Annotated in this window: 14 protein-coding genes; 10 read left to right on the top strand and 4 right to left on the bottom strand. The window is 41.7% G+C overall.

Features of this window, described 5'->3' with window-relative positions; all coding sequences use genetic code 11:
- Nucleotides 1–31: 31 nt before the first annotated feature.
- On the top strand, nt 32–1624 hold the full coding sequence (locus ABJN95_RS13475; protein ID WP_348370935.1) for an NADP-dependent glyceraldehyde-3-phosphate dehydrogenase: 1593 nt from the start codon (nt 32–34) through the stop codon (nt 1622–1624).
- 147 nt (nt 1625–1771) lie between these two features.
- Here ABJN95_RS13475 and ABJN95_RS13470 read toward each other — a convergent pair whose 3' ends face one another.
- The 3 genes from ABJN95_RS13470 to ABJN95_RS13460 form a co-directional block, all read right to left on the bottom strand.
- Entirely contained in the window at nt 1772–2731 is a 960-nt protein-coding gene (locus ABJN95_RS13470; protein ID WP_348370934.1) for an amidohydrolase family protein, read from the bottom strand.
- 215 nt (nt 2732–2946) lie between these two features.
- Nucleotides 2947–4002, bottom strand: coding sequence for a glycosylase (locus ABJN95_RS13465; protein ID WP_348370933.1), 1056 nt, complete (start codon nt 4000–4002; stop codon nt 2947–2949).
- Nucleotides 3999–5690, bottom strand: coding sequence for an arylsulfatase (locus tag ABJN95_RS13460; RefSeq protein WP_348370932.1), 1692 nt, complete (start codon nt 5688–5690; stop codon nt 3999–4001). The genes ABJN95_RS13465 and ABJN95_RS13460 overlap by 4 nt, the downstream gene beginning before the upstream one ends.
- Nucleotides 5691–5995: 305 nt before the next feature.
- Here ABJN95_RS13460 and ABJN95_RS13455 point away from each other — a divergent pair, with 305 nt between their 5' ends.
- The 9 genes from ABJN95_RS13455 (at nt 5996) to ABJN95_RS13415 (ending at nt 15966) form a co-directional block, all read left to right on the top strand.
- Entirely contained in the window at nt 5996–6688 is a 693-nt protein-coding gene (locus ABJN95_RS13455) for a hypothetical protein (protein ID WP_348370931.1), read from the top strand.
- A gap of 10 nt (nt 6689–6698) precedes the next feature.
- The gene (locus ABJN95_RS13450; protein WP_348370930.1) at nt 6699–7811 is read left to right on the top strand and encodes a helix-turn-helix domain-containing protein; all 1113 of its coding nucleotides are present in this window, start codon (nt 6699–6701) and stop codon (nt 7809–7811) included.
- 1 nt (nt 7812) lies between these two features.
- Nucleotides 7813–8634: a DUF2911 domain-containing protein gene (locus ABJN95_RS13445; protein WP_348370929.1), complete on the top strand. Its 822-nt coding sequence runs from the start codon at nt 7813–7815 to the stop codon at nt 8632–8634.
- Nucleotides 8635–8909: 275 nt separating this feature from the next.
- Nucleotides 8910–10163: a serine hydrolase domain-containing protein gene (locus ABJN95_RS13440; protein WP_348370928.1), complete on the top strand. Its 1254-nt coding sequence runs from the start codon at nt 8910–8912 to the stop codon at nt 10161–10163.
- Nucleotides 10164–10282: 119 nt separating this feature from the next.
- Nucleotides 10283–11656 (top strand): hypothetical protein, encoded by a 1374-nt coding sequence (locus ABJN95_RS13435; RefSeq protein ID WP_348370927.1) that lies wholly within the window; start codon nt 10283–10285, stop codon nt 11654–11656.
- Between the two features lie 37 nt (nt 11657–11693).
- Nucleotides 11694–13484 (top strand): sodium:solute symporter family protein, encoded by a 1791-nt coding sequence (locus tag ABJN95_RS13430; protein ID WP_348370926.1) that lies wholly within the window; start codon nt 11694–11696, stop codon nt 13482–13484.
- A gap of 2 nt (nt 13485–13486) precedes the next feature.
- Entirely contained in the window at nt 13487–14185 is a 699-nt protein-coding gene (locus tag ABJN95_RS13425; protein WP_348370925.1) for a galactosamine-6-phosphate isomerase, read from the top strand.
- Between the two features lie 21 nt (nt 14186–14206).
- Nucleotides 14207–14953: an SDR family NAD(P)-dependent oxidoreductase gene (locus ABJN95_RS13420; RefSeq protein ID WP_348370924.1), complete on the top strand. Its 747-nt coding sequence runs from the start codon at nt 14207–14209 to the stop codon at nt 14951–14953.
- A 14-nt stretch (nt 14954–14967) separates the two neighbouring features.
- On the top strand, nt 14968–15966 hold the full coding sequence (locus ABJN95_RS13415) for a 3-hydroxyacyl-CoA dehydrogenase family protein (protein WP_348370923.1): 999 nt from the start codon (nt 14968–14970) through the stop codon (nt 15964–15966).
- Nucleotides 15967–16161: 195 nt separating this feature from the next.
- Here the strand turns inward: ABJN95_RS13415 and ABJN95_RS13410 are convergent, their stop codons facing one another.
- The gene (locus ABJN95_RS13410; RefSeq protein ID WP_348370922.1) at nt 16162–16788 is read right to left on the bottom strand and encodes a toxin-antitoxin system YwqK family antitoxin; all 627 of its coding nucleotides are present in this window, start codon (nt 16786–16788) and stop codon (nt 16162–16164) included.
- Between the last annotated feature and the right edge of the window lie 93 nt (nt 16789–16881).

Raw genomic sequence — 16881 nt, 5'->3', positions numbered from 1 at the left:
CAGCCTAGTTAATAAAAATAAAGAAGCATCCATGAGCACAACAAAGAATAAAATACCCAAAGAATTTCAAATCGGCAGTCCCATTCATCAAAAGCACTATCTGGTTAATGGGGAGCTCAAAAGCTGGAGTGGTAAATCTGCCGATGTATATTCTACGATTTCTTCAACAGACGCATATGCACCTACCTTTTTAGGAAGTGCTCCCGATATGGGAGAACCCGAGGCCTTAGAGGCTCTGAGTGCGGCGGTCAAAGCCTTTGCTAAGGGGCAGGGGGCATGGCCGACTATGCGCGTTCGCGACCGAATTGAATGTATGGAGAAGTTCGTGAACAAAATGAAAACCAAGCGAGAGGAAGTGGTCAAACTCTTGATGTGGGAAATCGGAAAAACGCTGCCTGATTCAGAAAAAGAATTCGACCGTACCGTAGACTACATTATCGATACTATCGAAAACTATAAAGCTCTTGACCGGAATTCGGCCAAGTTTCAGAAAAACTCTGGGGTACTGGCCCATATTCGCCGAGGTCCATTGGGTGTGGTGCTTTGCTTGGGGCCCTATAACTATCCTTTGAACGAGACCTTTTGTTTATTGATACCCGCCATTTTGATGGGAAATACTGCTGTATTTAAACCTGCTAAAATTGGCGTGTTACTGATAACACCTTTGCTGGAAGCCTTTCAAGAAAGCTTCCCGAAAGGCGTGGTTAATGTATTGTTCGGCAGAGGCAGAGCTATCGCTGGCCCCATCATGAAAACCGGAAAAGTAGATGTGCTTGCACTTATTGGGCATAGTTCATCGGCCAATGCATTGCAAGACCAACATCCGAAGAGCAATCGCTTGCGACTGGTGCTGGGTTTGGAAGCCAAAAACCCGGCAATCGTATTGCCTGATGCAGACCTAGACCTGACCATCAACGAATGTCTAGCGGGCACCTTATCATTTAACGGACAACGCTGCACTGCCTTGAAGGTGGTATACGTACATGATGAGATCGTAGATGCGTTTAACAAACGTTTTAGTGAAGAAGTAGACCAACTCCCATTTGGTAATCCGTGGGAGGAAGGGGTTAAGCTTACTCCTTTGCCTGAAGCTGGAAAACCAGCCTATATTCAAGAATTGTTGGATGATGCTATTTCCAAAGGGGCAAAAATACTTAATAAAAAAGGAGGTAAGCATTTTGATAACTATATCTGGCCCGCTGTTGTTTACCCGGTAACCAAAGACATGCGCTTGTATAAGGAAGAACAATTCGGACCTATTATACCTATTTTGTCTTTTAATGATATTGAACAGCCTTTAGACGATATGGCCGAAAGCAACTACGGTCAACAAGTGAGTCTCTTTGGTAAAGACGTATATACCTTGGCACCCTTGATCGATACCTTAGCCAATTTAGTTTGCCGTGTAAATTTAAACAGTTCATGTCAACGAGGGCCAGATGCCTATCCGTTTACCGGAAGAAAAGACTCTGCCGTGGCCACCTTAAGTGTACATGATGCGTTACGCTCCTTCTCAATTCGCACATTTGTCGCATCTAAGGATACGGAACTAAATAATGAAATTTTAGAACAGTTGTTAGAGACCAGGCTTTCAAATTTCGTGAGTACAGATTATATTCTTTAAAAACATTTTTTTGCTTCCCTCCCAGCAAAAGGGGGGAAGCCTTCATTGAAAATTAATCGTATCAAGCAATGGTAATCTGCCTATCCGCCTCTCAATGCATTTGTTCTCCCACTCCATCTCAGCTAAGTGAAGATCTCCTCAAAAGTTCTAAAGTTCCTTATCTCGTTTGATTTGTGCTTTGGTCAAACCTAAAAATCGGGCGGCATTATTGTAAAAGATATCTTCTTTTTGTTGCATTGATAAGAAGGCTGCCGAGTTGACGGCTTCTATGCCTTCATCTATGGTATTTACCCAAACCATTTGATCGGAACCGAACATGATGCGATCCCCGAAACCGGCATCGACCAGTCCTTCTAAGAAGTTGTGGAACTCAACTCTGGGAATGCCCCAACAGATAACCCCAAGGTCAACATAGACTTGCGGATGGGCATACATCAGAGCTTTCATATCTTCCAAAAAGGGCCAGCCAGCGTGCATCACATATAGTTTCATTTTGGGCCGCGAAAATAGAATTTCTTCCAATTGCAGGGGTTTCCCTTGAAAAGCTCTTGTTTTTGGATATGCAAAATACGCTCCTCCTGGAGGTCCGCCGGGATACAAGTGAAACCCTATAGGAATCTCAAGCTCATTGGCCAAATCAAAGTAGGGGGTCAGGCTCTTGTCCGTCGGAAGTAAACCCTGATAATTTGGAGCAACTTCGCCCAATACCTGAAGTTTGCCATTTTTATGTTTTTGCTTTAACTCATCAATCGAATTGTAATGGCCCTCACCAATGATTACTAACGAAGAATCAAGCTTATGCCAGGCTGAGCCGTTTGCTACCATGGCCCGTACAATATTGTGTTTCTTAAATTTTTTAAAGGTTTCTTCTTGATGTTTTTGTAGCGATTCGGAGCCAATATAGGTTTGGCGCGTTAAAGGATTGTAATTCTCTAGCCCAAACATTGGAGTTTGGCGGGAGTAGGCATGCACGTGCATATCAATAATTGGTCCGGTATAGGTCGCTACTGTTTTGTCGGTAGTTGAAAATGATTTAGCCTCGGTGCGACCAACGCAAGAAGTAGTCAATAAAATAATTGCAAGAGTTATAAGTACTAATGTTTTCATAAAATGTATCAAATTTTCTGGTTGCTAAAAAAGTATAAAAAAGCAATGATTTGTATGCAAAAGATGTATGGATGGCTGGTCTGAATGTGTAACTAGCTCGAATACAGTCGGTAAAAGATAAAAGCGGGAAAAGAAACTCTAAAGTTGTTGAGACCTATACACCCGGCTTATTAAGACCCCTATATATTGTAGTCGCAATGTTTTGATTTGTCGCTCTATCGGTTCTTCAAATCTGTTGAGGTTGCTAACGCAATCACCCGGCCTTGGTCACCCACGGCAGTATAGAAATGATATACCACATCGTTCCATTTTATGACCCATGGTTTATGGGCGTATTTCGCATCATAATCTTCTGAGGGAGCAATCAAATCCGCTCCTTCCCAATCGGTCCAATGAATGAGGTCGTAGGAGCAGGCGAATCGCTCGAAGGCCCCAGGTTTCCAAAAGGCACCAAAATAGAACATGATGTAGACATCATCGTATTTTGCTATTTGGGCATCACCGCAGATACCTTTTTCTCTTGTTATTACTGGGTCTTCCCCATAACGCTTCCAAGAAATCATATCGTCAGAAACGGCCATACCAATACTTTCAAAATCGCCATCACCTTTGGCATTATAATACATTATATAGTGATGTCCGGTATGAGCTAGCGTATCTTTGATTATAAGACTTTTGTAAATGGTTTTGTTCTCAAACCAACGTGCGGTCTTCTCGTCTGGTGATAAAATAGGAGCTTTTTTGGTATTCCAGCTTTGAACCGCGGTTAGTTCTGAGGAGTATGCCAAGCCAATCTTCAGCTTACCTGCTTCATAACCAGTGCTATTGCCGCCCAAATAGGTCATCCAATAGCGGTCTTGATGTTTTTCAACTCCATAATTTCCACCCCAGTCATAATTCACCAAGGAGACATATCCTGCCTTTTGATTCGCGTCCCAAGAGTCTTCGGTGAATGATAAAATCTTACCATCTGATTCCCAACGCAATAAGTCCTTGCTTTTCGCAAGCCAAGTTTCATAGCCTTGACCATCAAATACAATATACGTCATATACCAAGTGTTATTTTCCTGAAAAATAGTAGGGGAGTCAATAAGCTTTGTGGTGTCAGGGTGTTGAAAAACGACTCCGTATTTAAAGGGAGTCTTAATTTCTTCAAAAACTACTTGCATGCTCTCATGCGAAACAACTTTTTTGACCGACGTCGTATTGTCAGTGCAGGAAGATAAATAAATCAGCAAAACCGCTGCTGAAAAGAGTAGGAGGCACTTCATTGAATTAGTTCTTTAGTATCCCAATTTCGAACACCGGCTTTTTTAGCCCAAGCTAGCCATATACGTTCCAATTCTTGTACTTTTTCTGGCATTTTATCCGACAGATCTATGGTCTCGCTGCGGTCTGTATTCATATCGTATAGTTCCCAAGTAAATTCAGCATTTTTATTCCATTTTGAAACCAGTTTGTAGTTTCCAAGGCGTACTGCTTTATTACCTTCATGTTCCCAAAATAAGGCCCTTTCTTCCAAAGGTTTGTTTGCAAAAGAAGGTTTTAACGATTTCCCTTCTAATGGAATAATGGACCTTTGCTTATAATTTTTAGGATAGATAGCGTCAGCAACATCAACACAGGTGGCCATTATGTCTATGAGATGCCCAGGGGCGTTTCGAAATTCATTTTTTGAGGCTATACCTGCTGGCCAGTGAACAATTAAGGGGGTAGCGATACCACCTTCGTGAACCCAATGTTTGTACATTCTAAAGGGCGTATTACTGGCATTCGCCCAAGGTTTTCCGTATCCGAGATAGGTGTCAGCTCCTCCGGGTTCAAGTCCGATTCCTGAAAGCACCGGTTTGCCATCTCTTGTATACCGCGGAACCATTTGAGTCTGAAGTTCATCTTTGCCCATAGGTCGCATGGTATCTGCAGCGACATCTTTGTGGTTGGGTTCTATAGACTCGCGAAACCCGAATTCCTCCGCACACCCGCCATTATCTTGCAAAAAGAAAATCAATGTATTGTCTTTGAAACCTTTGTTCTCTAGTGTACCCATTATGCGGCCGATACCTTGATCCATATTGTCTATCATTGCGGCATAAACCTCCATTAGCGAACTGTACCATAATTTGTTTTTTGTTTTAGCCCAATTTGAAATGTCATCCTTGTCGGCCAATTTCCATTCCGGTTTGATCAACCCCAATTGCAACATTTTAGCATACTTCTGCGTTCGTAAGGCATCCCAGCCCGCATCGAATTTACCTTTGTATTTTGCAATATCTTGGGGTTTGGCATGCATCGGCCAATGTGCCGCAGTATACGGGATATATAGAAAAAAAGGAGTCTCTTGGTTATGGTTTTCTATGAAAGACACTGCATTATCCGAAATCGCATCGGTATAGTAAAAATCATTGGAAGGAACGATAAACGTATTATCCCTGCTGAGGGAATTGGGGTCATAAAAACTTCCTGCACCATGAATGGTTCCAAAGAATTTATCGAACCCACGTTGTAAGGGCCAATTTTCTTTGGTTGGGTTTTCTTCTTCGGGTCTATAGGGAGTGACATGCCATTTTCCAGACATATAAGTTGCGTAACCTGCTTGCTGAAGTACCTCCGCAATGGTGACTGCATTCATACTCAAATCACCATCGTAAGCATCGGTTCCACTGGTATTGACCATATGCCCAATTCCGGCTTGATGTTGGTAGACTCCTGTAAGCAAAGCGGCCCTTGATGGACAGCATCGCGCGGTGTTGTAAAACTGGGTATAACGAAGTCCGTTTGCCGCCAACCCATCTAAGACTGGTGTGTTGATTAGCCCGCCATAACAACCGATATCTGAATAGCCCATATCGTCTGACATAATAAGTACAATATTGGGACGCCTATCTGGCATTGGATTTTCACTGCAACCCAATACCAATAGTACCAGAATTCCTAAAATAACTGGTTTTGATGTAAACATTTAGTAATTCTTTTTAAGTACAAGAACTTTGAAGTTAATAGATTTAGCAGAAACTTTTAACCTTAAGAAGAAAATAAAGTAATGAATCTGCAAGCACACTTAGAAAGAGTGATAACTCAACCCGAATAAATACAAAGTACTTTCGATTTTAAGGGAAAAGATTTAGTTGAGAGATTCTGATGGTTTACAGTAGTCTTGATCATTCGAGTACATATACGGTATGTGTACCCTTCTAAAGCCTAAAAACTTGGACATTCTTGCCGGTCGTTTTTTCTTTGCTTCATAAATCAATAAATCATTTTTCTATGAAGTTATCAAATCTAATTTTCTTGTTTGTGCTTTTTGTAGTCGCTATAACAAGGGCACAAGACAACATCAAATCTTTCGACTTTAAGAAAGGGGAAGTGCTTGACATTATTCTCTTAAGCCAAACCCAAAATGCGGAAGAATTATTTGCAAGGTACAAGAAGACGGCCTTTCCAGTTGCCTTTGAGTACAGCTATCAATTACAGCCCGGTTTTGGAATTACAAAGCTCACGCTAGGTACAAACAAAGTGAACGCCTTTCTTTTTGGAAAGTGGTCCAACCTAGAAAAGCGTAAAGGTTTTTTGAACAATATCGCAAAGCGCGTTCCTGATTTTCATCAACAACGCAGAAAGCTATTCCCATATTTCGCACTAACCTATTATGAAATGAACGACGATTTAAAATTCGACGTGGATACCTCAAAATTCAATGTTGCCACCGCTTTATGGAATAATCCTTATCGAAAAGACACCAGTTTTTTCAAAAAATGGATTGCTGCAGTCAAAAAGTTTGGAGGTACTATTATCGTGACACTTGAAAATGGCACTTCGCCTCTTGGTTATTATTACAATGCAGATGTACTGTGTATTGTTGAGTGGCAAAATGAAAATGCCTTTCAGGCGTTTGCCAAAAAGCATCCCTTGTCTTTTTATGAGCCCTTGCGTAACGTACATCAATTCGTGATTCAGTAAATTGCACCTTATGCAGTCACTATTAAATCAACTCGTTTATTTTGGGTTCTTTCAGAGCTTGTTATTGCTTTTTATTTATGGTCTTTCGCCCAAAAATAGAAAGCGTATAAATGGGTATATGGCCTTTTTTATTGGTATTGTATCCTTCGGATTGGTGGGTAAAGTGCTGTATACAGCAGGGATAGGTAATTACAACTTCCGCTTGATTTCCCTATCGGAACTTTCGGCCTTGCTTTTCGGACCAACGATCTTTCTGTTTTCACGTTCGATAGTGCAGCGAAAATCATTTACAAAACAAGATTTGGTGCACTATTTGCCGGCCTTGGTCTATGTCATTTTCGTGTTGGTCTATTTTGTGATACCCAATGACACGGTAATCAGCGGGCGTGCAAAAACGGGAGAATTGATGCGGGTCATTTACGCCTGTCATGCGATTGGTTTAGTGGTAAATATTGCCTATTGGCTGAAGGGTTGGCAATTGTTAATGACCTTTAAGACTGAAGTGCAAAACGAACTTTCATACGAGCCTCAGACCCAGTTTCTACATAATTTCTTGATCATTACTGGCATTTGCCTTTTGGTATGGACAGGGCTGTTGCTGACTAGTTTCTTAGGGTTCGATATGCTCGAGCGTAACGCACGACCCTATATATGGATACTATTGGTTTTGATTATCTTATTCATTACGTACTATGGAATGATTGCTCCGCAAGTATTGCAATTACTGCCCGTACGAAAGCAAGAAGTAAAAAAATACACCCAGTCTAAATTAAGCGCAACTGATTTAGACCGCTTGAAAGAAAGGCTAGATATTTTGATGATCGAAAAGAAGCCTTATTTGAACAGTAAACTGCTTAAAGGAGAATTGGCCGAAATGCTAGGCGTCAACAACCCTGAATTGGCCCGTTTGCTAAACGAGAATATCGGAATGAACTTTTTTGAATATGTGAACTATTACCGTATCAAAGAATTTGTCGCCTTGGCCAAGACAGAAAAAGCACAACAATTGACCTTTTTTGGTCTGGCACAAGAAGCAGGTTTTCATTCCAAAACTACTTTTAATAAATCATTTAAAAAGCTGATGGGCAGCTCGCCCTCGGCCTATTTCGATAAAAATTTATAAGATGAAAAACTTTATTTTGATTACGGCCCTATTAGCGGCCATGACTACTCATGCACAATTGCAATTACCAGCGCAGAGCCCTTCGGCCATTGTAAAACAGACTATAGGCCTTACCGAAGTAGAAATCTCTTACTTTCGCCCCAGTGCTAGAGAACGTATTATTTTTGGAGAACTACTGCCTTATAAAGAATTCTGGCGTGTTGGTGCTAATGCGGCTACTAAGATTACATTTTCTGACGATGTATTGGTCGACGGAAAAGTTTTAAAAAAAGGAAGCTATTCTCTTTTGGCTCTGCCTGAGAGCAACACCTGGAAACTGAATTGGTATACGTATACCTCTACTGATTGGAACGACTATGTGGCAACTGAACCCGTATTGCAACTACAGTTGCCTGTGAATACCCGAGATAAGCCTCTCGAATCACTGGAACTCCATTTTCAGGATATCACTTTAGACAGTGCTACCCTTTTATTGGAATGGGAGCGAACCCTATTGAAAATACCCATTCAGGTGCAGGAACAAGAGCAAATTTTAAAAAGAATTGATCGTACTTTAGCGGGTCCTAGTAGCTTTGATTACTATTTTGCGGCGCTATATCTGCATGAATCACAGACAGACTTGGAGACCGCTTTAAAATACATTCAAAAAGTAACCAGTTCGAAAGATGCTTTGTTTTTTCAAGTAAGTAGGGAAGCTTTTATTTTGCGTGATTTGGGGAAAATAGCAGCGGCTAAAACGGTCGCTGAACTTGCTTTAGAACTATCCCGCAAAGCAGGCAACAAAGATTTTGTTCGAATGAATTTAAAAATCATCAATCAGTAAACGAAGAGTTTTTTACTGTAATCAGCGCTCCAGGTTGTAAACCGGGAGCGTTTTTTTTTAAAGGGTATCGCTGTCAACCCGAGCGCTAGATTTTTAATCTTTAATTCGAAATAGGGCTTATCGAGAACCTATTTCGTAAAAGTACCTTCGACTTTCCCCGAAATTCGCTATTTTCGAAAAGTCTTAAAATTTCCGAAAAACAAAATAATAATAGGAAATATCAGTTATGTTTGTAGTTCCCCAAACCAAGAGTCCCAACTTAACCAAAATATACCGTGAGGCGATTTAAGATCTTAATAGGAACTACACTTTTAGTATTTACCCTTTTGATAGTAGCGACAGCTTCCAAAACCACGAAGAGTGGACCTGAAGTTGTTATTCCCAGTTTTACTCCAGCGCAAATTTTAGCCCAGCAAAAGACGGCTAAGCTGTATACTATTCGTCAACAGGAATTGAAAGCCGCCGTAAGCGCCTATTTTGAAAGCGCCATTCAAGCCGGCGATATTGTAGGAGCAGGTGTAAGCATCGTACAAGGTGATTCTGTAGTGATTTCCGATGGCTTCGGAAAGCGAAGTATCAATGCACAAGCGAAGGTCGATGGTGAAACCGTATTTCGCTTGGGTTCTTTGTCCAAAGGCTTTGCAGCCGTATTGGCAGCAGATTTAAAGGCCGAAGGAAAACTATCTTGGAACGATAAAATTTCCGACTATATCCCGGAATTCAAATTAGGCGACCGAAGTAACACTGATAAAATCAGATTGGCACATATATTATCGCATACTTCAGGAACACCCTATCACAGCTTTACGAATTTGGTGGAGGCAGGATTGCCAATGGAAACTATTGCCACCCGTTTTGACGAGGTAAAACCCATTAGCAAACCAGGTCACCAATACAGTTATCAAAATGCAATGTTTTCGCTAAGCCAAGAGGTGATGCGAAAAGTCACCGGCAAAGACACCAAGACGCTATTGAAGAACCGCTTTTTTAAGCCTTTAGGAATGAATTCAGTTTCTATGAATCACAGCGACTTAATGGAAACTGAAAATATCGCGATTCCACATGTGAAAAGGCGTAGAGGATGGAGTACGTTGCCCCTTCGCGATCGCTACTATAATGCCGTTGCCGCTGGAGGAATCAATGCAAGTTCTAAAGATATGGCCAAATGGATGCTTTTTTTATTAGGTCATAACCCAGAAGTGATGAAAGGAGAAGCTATACAGGAAGTTTTCCAACCATTTATTGTCGTTAATAACCACAGAAAATACTACCAGCGCTGGGTGGGGCATGTACAATCGTCTTATGGCTATGGCTGGCGTATTCATAAATTTAAGCAGGAAGAAGCAAATAGCGAATTCACCATCTGGCATCATGGTGGGAGTGTCAATAACTACAGAAATGAGATTGCTGTTTATCCTGAATCAGACTTAGGTATTTGTGTGCTATTGAATGGCAATTCGAAAATAGCTAGGACCGTAATTCCAGATTTGCACAAGATCGTTAAGAATACCTACGACCAATTCCAGTAATTTTATACTTTAATTAATTGGCTTGCTTCATCCTTAAAAAATAGTGATGGTCGGCTAATTTGTTTCCGCAGTAAAATCCTTCTATATTTAGACTCATACTAGATATAAAAGCATATTCCATGGTTAAGGTCGCTTACATCGGGGCGGGTAGTTTACAATTCGGACCGATTATCGTGCAAGATATTTTGATGAGTACTTCACTTTGTCAAAATGGTTTGGAAATCCATCTAATGGATATTGAAAAAGACCATTTAAATCATGTGATCGAACATGGCGAATATGTCAATGAGAAGCTAAATCGCCAAGCCAAAATTATAGCAACTACCGATCGTGATGAAGCCTTACAAGATGCTGACTTCGTCATTTGTGCCCTTGAAAAAGACCGTAATATGTATTGGGCACAAGATTTTCATATCCCTAGAAAATACGGTTTTAAGCAAGTATATGGAGAGAATGGGGGAGTAGGTTCCCTTTTTCATGCCCTACGTAATATCAAGGTGATTATGGATTTGGCTAGGGCGATGGAAAAATTATGTCCTGCTGCCATACTTTTGAATTTTTCCAATCCCGAACATAAAATATGTGAAGCAGTAACGCGATTGACATCTATAAAAGCAGTGGGACTGTGTCATGGTGTTTTTATGGGAAGAGAACAATTATCCGAATTATTGGATGTTCCTTTAAACGACTTACAAACAAAAGCCTGTGGTATCAATCATTTTACTTGGTTTCAAGAGATCAAACGAAAATCGACAGGCGAAGACCTGTACCCAAAATTGCGCGAGGTCGAACAAAAAGGAGATTGGTTGGCCAAATGGCACGAACTGGCTTTAGGCAGAATTCTGTTCCGCCGTTTTGGGCAATGGCCTTCACCAGCTTCCAATCATTATGGTGAATATATCCGTTGGGCGGAGGAGTTCGTGATTCCGCAATTGCAATTTTTCTATGACCCTTCAGAAGGCCATCCTTGGGAAAACAATCAAATACCCGAAGGCGTGTATACCGTTGACCGGGTAGATTATGAACGGGAATGGAACAAAGATTGGAGCAAGAAACTTTTGCCTGTCGGAAGTACCGAAGAGATACAACTTGAAAACGAAGACGGAAGCTTTAAAAGTTCTGGCGAAATAGCAACCCAAATAATGGAGTCCGTTGTGAGCAACGAAAAACAATGGCTCGAAGCTGTCAATGTACCTAACAATGGTGCGATTCCTAATTTACCAGATGCTTTAGTGGTAGAGCTTCCGGCCTATTGCGATGCAGGGGGGATTCAACCTGTCGCTATGGAACCGATTCCAGAGGGTATCGCAGCTACCATTCGCTTGCATGCCAGTATTCACCAACTCTTGGTGGAAGCCTATAACGAACAATCTAAAGGTAAATTATTACAAGCCATTCTTATTGAACCTACGGTAAACTCCTATCGAAACGCCGTTGACATGTGCAATGAAATGATGACCCTGCAAAAAGAGGTACTGCCTCCGCTTCATTAAATGTACATAAACCACCAACTCAAAAAACCACAGGCCTATGGGACTTGAATTCCTAGATTGGGCCGTCATCATAGCCTATCTGTTATTATCGATAGGCATTGCTTTTTTTGTGGTTAAGCATAAATCAAAGAACATCACTGACTTTTTTGTGGCAGGACGCAATTTGCCATGGTGGTTGTTGGGCACTTCCATAGCTGCGACCTGGTTTGCAACTGATGCTCCTTTGGCCGTGACCGCGCTGGTTCGAAGCAAGGGTATTTACGGCAATTGGCTCTGGTGGTATTTGGGTACCGGCATTATGATGATGGTTTTTTTCTATGCAAAATACTGGCGTAGGGCCGAAATATTAACCGATGCGGAAATGATTGAGCTACGCTACAGTGGTAAGTCAGCTTCCGTACTACGAGGATTTACAGCTGCTTTCTTTGGGGTTTTCAAAAACTGCATATCCATGGGATGGGTTATTCTGGCTATGCTTAAATTCTCGAATGTTATGTTGGGGTGGAGTGCGGAGTTCGCCCTTGGCATTACGTTGACTTTTGCGCTAGTACATACATTGACTTCAGGAATAAAAGGCGTTGTAGTATTAGACATGCTTCATTTTTCTGCCGGAGTTATTAGTACCATGATACTTGCGATTTTAGTACTTATCGATGTAGGGGGACCTACGGAACTTGCCACTCAAATTGCAGCAAGATCTGATGCTCCGGTAGCTGTGTTAGATATGTTTCCAGATTTATCGCATATTGGAGCTACTGAAATGCTAGCCTTTGTTTGCCTTATTGGCGTTTTATGGCTTGGGCAGGCACAAGGTGATGGCTATATTGTGCAACGTCTGTTTTCGGCAAGGACAGAAAAACACGCGATTAAAGCTTCGTTGTGGTTTGCCGTTGCCGGAGTGGTTATTCTAACTTGGCCATGGATTGTAGTAGGTCTCGGATCTATTGTAATTTTACCTATCGCCGAATCATCACCGGCTTTATTGGCAGACCCTGAATTGGCGTACCCCATGATGATTAATGAGGTGTTGCCCGTTGGGCTCAAGGGTCTTTTAATAGCGGCCTTTATGGCGGCATTTATGAGTACGATTGATACCCATCTATGTTGGGGAGGTTCATATATGGTGAATGATATCTATAAGCGCTTTGTCAATACAAAAGCTAGTGATAGTCACTACCTGTCGGTTTCAAGAATTAGCATTGTACTTCTTTTACTGCTATCGGCCGTGGCTGCTTGGCAAATGGATAGTATCGCCGGGGCATGGATTTACATCATCGAAATCGTTTCCGGAATCGCAATCATATTGATGCTGCGTTGGTTTTGGTGGCGTATCAATGCATGGTCGGAAATAGCGAGTATGATTTCGGCATTGTTTCTGGCTAATGGCTTTTTATGGATCAAATGGATGCATGGGTTCGGCTGGGTCAACGATAATGTATTGGCCCAAGTAAACGAGTGGTACCAAGATGATGTTGCTTTAATACGCGCAACAATGATTCTCCTATTGTGTACCGCCATAAGTCTGGTGGTGACTTTTGCAACCCAACCTGTTGAAAATGATAAGCTATTGACCTTCTATAAAAAAGTACGTCCGAAAGGATGGTGGGGACCTATAGCTGCCCAAGTTCCTGAACTTGTAGATACAAGTAGTTCACGTGATTCTTGGTTAGGTTTTGTGTTTGGAACCATCTTTTTAAATAGCATCCTTTTTAGTGTAGGTCATTTGGTATTAGGCAGTTACATTGTTGCGTTAATACTGATACTTGTAGGTGCACTATTTGGGTGGTTGACCCTAAAATTGGTGGAATCTGCAAAAACCCAAGAATAATTATGAACATCCAATACTTTGAACATGCAGAAACTATGAGTCATAGGGCGGCGCAATTTGTCCTTGAAGCGGTAAGGCGAAAACCCGACGCATTGCTCTGTACGGCTACCGGAAGTTCTCCAAAAAAACTCTACCAAATTTTGAAAGAAGAAGGCCAACAAGATAGCGCCATATTTCAAAAAACACGAATTATTCCATTGGATGAATGGATAGGCTTACCGACACCCAAAGGTTCTTGTAATGCCTATATCGAAGAACATGTTTTGCGTCCGTTACAAATTTCCGAAGAGCGCTATTTTGGGTTTAATGTGGCTTCAGAACATCTTGAAAGAGAATGTAATCGCATTCATGAGTTATTAAATAAGGAAGGCCCTATCGACATATGTATTTTGGGTTTGGGAAAGAACGGACATCTTGGTTTTAATGAGCCAGCAAACAGATTACAGCCGCATTGCCATATTGCAAACTTAGCACCTCAATCGCAGGAGCATAGAATGATCGATAGCAACGCAATAAAACCTACAAAAGGACTTACCTTAGGAATGCAAGATATACTTGCAGCAAAAAAAATTATTTTAGTGGTCTGTGGTGAAGACAAAGAATTGGCTACAACGCAATTGCTTCTGGGCAACATTACAAATGACTGTCCGGCAACATGGCTCTGGAAGCATCACAACGTGGAATGCCTTATTGTGAATTGAGCAACTCGTAAACAAATTAGTATGGCGAATAATTTTGAAAATAAAGTGGCCCTAATAACAGGGGCGGCGTCGGGAATTGGTCTGGCGATAGCGAAAAAATTATCAGATAAGGGTGCAAAACTGGCGCTGCTTGACCAAAACATAACAGCCATACAACAATTGCAGGTGGAGTTGCGGGGTGAAGTCGAGATCTACGCAGTCGATGTAAGTGACGAGCAGCAAGTCAAAAATGCTGTCGATGCCATACAAACAAAGTTCGGGGCCTTACATATTTTGATCAATAGCGCTGGCATTGTTGGAGATACCAATATTAAAAGCCATGATGCCAAAGTGCAAAACTTGAAAACGGTTTTTGACGTCAACTTCATCGGGAGTTTCCTTACCAGTAAATATTGTATACCCTTAATGCTGCAACAATCCTACGGACGTATTCTGCATATAGCCTCGATTGCAGGCAAAGAAGGCAATGCCGGTATGTTGGCCTATTCTGCATCAAAGGCCGCTGTAATTGCCATGGCCAAAGTACAAGGAAAGGAATATGCGGAAACAGGCATCACCATCAATGCGCTGGCACCGGCTGTCGTTCAAACCGCCATGGTAGATCAGATGCCGCTAGAGCAGGTGAGCTATATGACCGATAAAATACCAATGAAGCGCTGCGGATCGCTTAGCGAAGTTGCCAGCATGGCTGCTTTTATCGTTTCCGATGAAAACAGCTTTTCTACAGGCTTTACCTTTGACCTATCAGGAGGTAGGGCGACCTATTAAGCTAAAAACGCCTTATGCATAAAAAAAAAATTGATACTTCAGAAATTACCATTGGGGTAGTGGGTCTGGGCCTGATGGGCTGTAGCATTAGCACCTGTCTTTTGATGGCGGGGCACAAGGTAGTTGCCGTAGCGCCAATACCAGATGACTTAGTTTATGCTACAAAAAGGATAAAAGAACATTTACGAAAATCGCAGGAAGAGCAATTGATAAATGGCGTACCATCAGCCTATTTCGAAAATTGTACCATCACCGAAGACTATTCGAAACTCGCGGGGTGTTATCTGGTCATTGAATGTACGCTAGAACATCTTGATATTAAAAAATCGGTATACCAAAAAATTGAAGCTGTTGTTGGGCAATCCTGTCTTCTGGCCAGCAATACTTCAGCAATTCCTATTACAATTTTGCAGGAGCAGACAGAGCATCCCAAACGTTTTTTTGGTTTACATTGGGCCGAACCTTCACATGTTTCGCGCTTTTTAGAAATCATCTGCGGGGAGCATAGCGATGTGCAATTGGGCGAATCGCTGTATGAACTGTCGCATTGCTGGGGTAAAGAACCGACATTGGTTCGAAAAGATATTCGAGGCTTTATTACGAACCGCCTGATGTATGCGATGTACCGAGAGGCCTTTCATCTCGTGGAAAAAGGCTACGCTTCCATAGAAGATGTAGACCGAGCCTGTCGCAACAATGCGGGCCAATGGATGACCTTAGTTGGTGTATTTCGCTGGATGGACCTCACTGGAGTACAGGCCTATCACACGGTATTAAAAGACTTGTTTCCGACCTTGACAAATACAACTGAGGTACCAAAACTGATTGATGATATTGTAAAAGCCGGAGGAAAGGGAGTGTCAAACGCTAAAGGGTTTTACAGCTATTCTCCCGAGGAAGCCAAACTGTGGGAAGAGACTTTTCTTGAATTCAGTTATGAGATACGAAAGCTGGCCGCTAAATATCCAGTAGATGTGGTGGAGCAAAAATTACAGTCCAAATCAAAGGGGTAGTATTTTAATTGAGAACCTAAGCACTCATTCGCAACAATTGCTCCATAGGGCTAAAAATGTGCCCAATTAGCAAAGATTCATCTATTGACCAATTTCATCGAGCGCATGAATTGGGCTATTTATCTTCTAAGTCTTTTCTAGATTAAATAGCAGGGTAACCCCTATTTCGACTTGAATGAGCCCCAGATGAGAGCATTACTGCCGCCTTTTGTAGTGCACCTTTTCATCCTCGAGGCCATAACAGAGCGCAGCTTTTTTTAGTCCAAAAATTCTACCTTTCCGTGCTTCGTAATTGGCGTACAAAACACCATTTTTCCTATACGCTCGCTGCATACCTTCTTCTTTTCCCTGGTTGAGATTCAATTTTTTGTACAGCTCACCAGTTGGATACCATTTCGTTTGTGCCCCGTGAGCTTTCCCTGTATGATAATTGAAGTGTGCAATTAAGACATGTGGCGCAGCTGCAGACCATAAGTTTTTTGCTCCGTGTAATCTACCCTGATGATAAGTGGAAACACTTTTAAGATGACCGTCCGCATACCATTGTAAGAATTGGTTTTGTTTTTTACCGTGCAAGACTCCAAACTTTTCTTTCAAACGGCCATCTGGGTAATAACTTACAGCGTATCCCGAATACGCCTGGTGGTTCAAAGTGAATAATGAGGTTTTGTGATTGTATTGTAGGTCTGAATTTACCACTACGGTTTCCGGCAGCTCAAATAATATAGAGGCATCACCCCTTGATGACGGTTTTTCTTTTTGTGGAGTACAACCAATCAATAGCAAATTTAAATACAAAAATATCCAAAAAATTTTGTTCATGATAGTGAGTTTTTTGATCTACAATGGAGAGTTGAAAGCTCCGCGCCCTACAGCGTTTTTTTTCGAATACGCTATGGGCCTACCCAAAATTTA

Origin of the sequence: Maribacter sp. (genome assembly GCF_039974175.1) — a bacterium.
Taxonomy (GTDB): domain Bacteria; phylum Bacteroidota; class Bacteroidia; order Flavobacteriales; family Flavobacteriaceae; genus Maribacter_C.
Note: the sequence above shows the minus strand (reverse complement) of the source record. Positions and strands in the feature narration are given on the sequence as shown.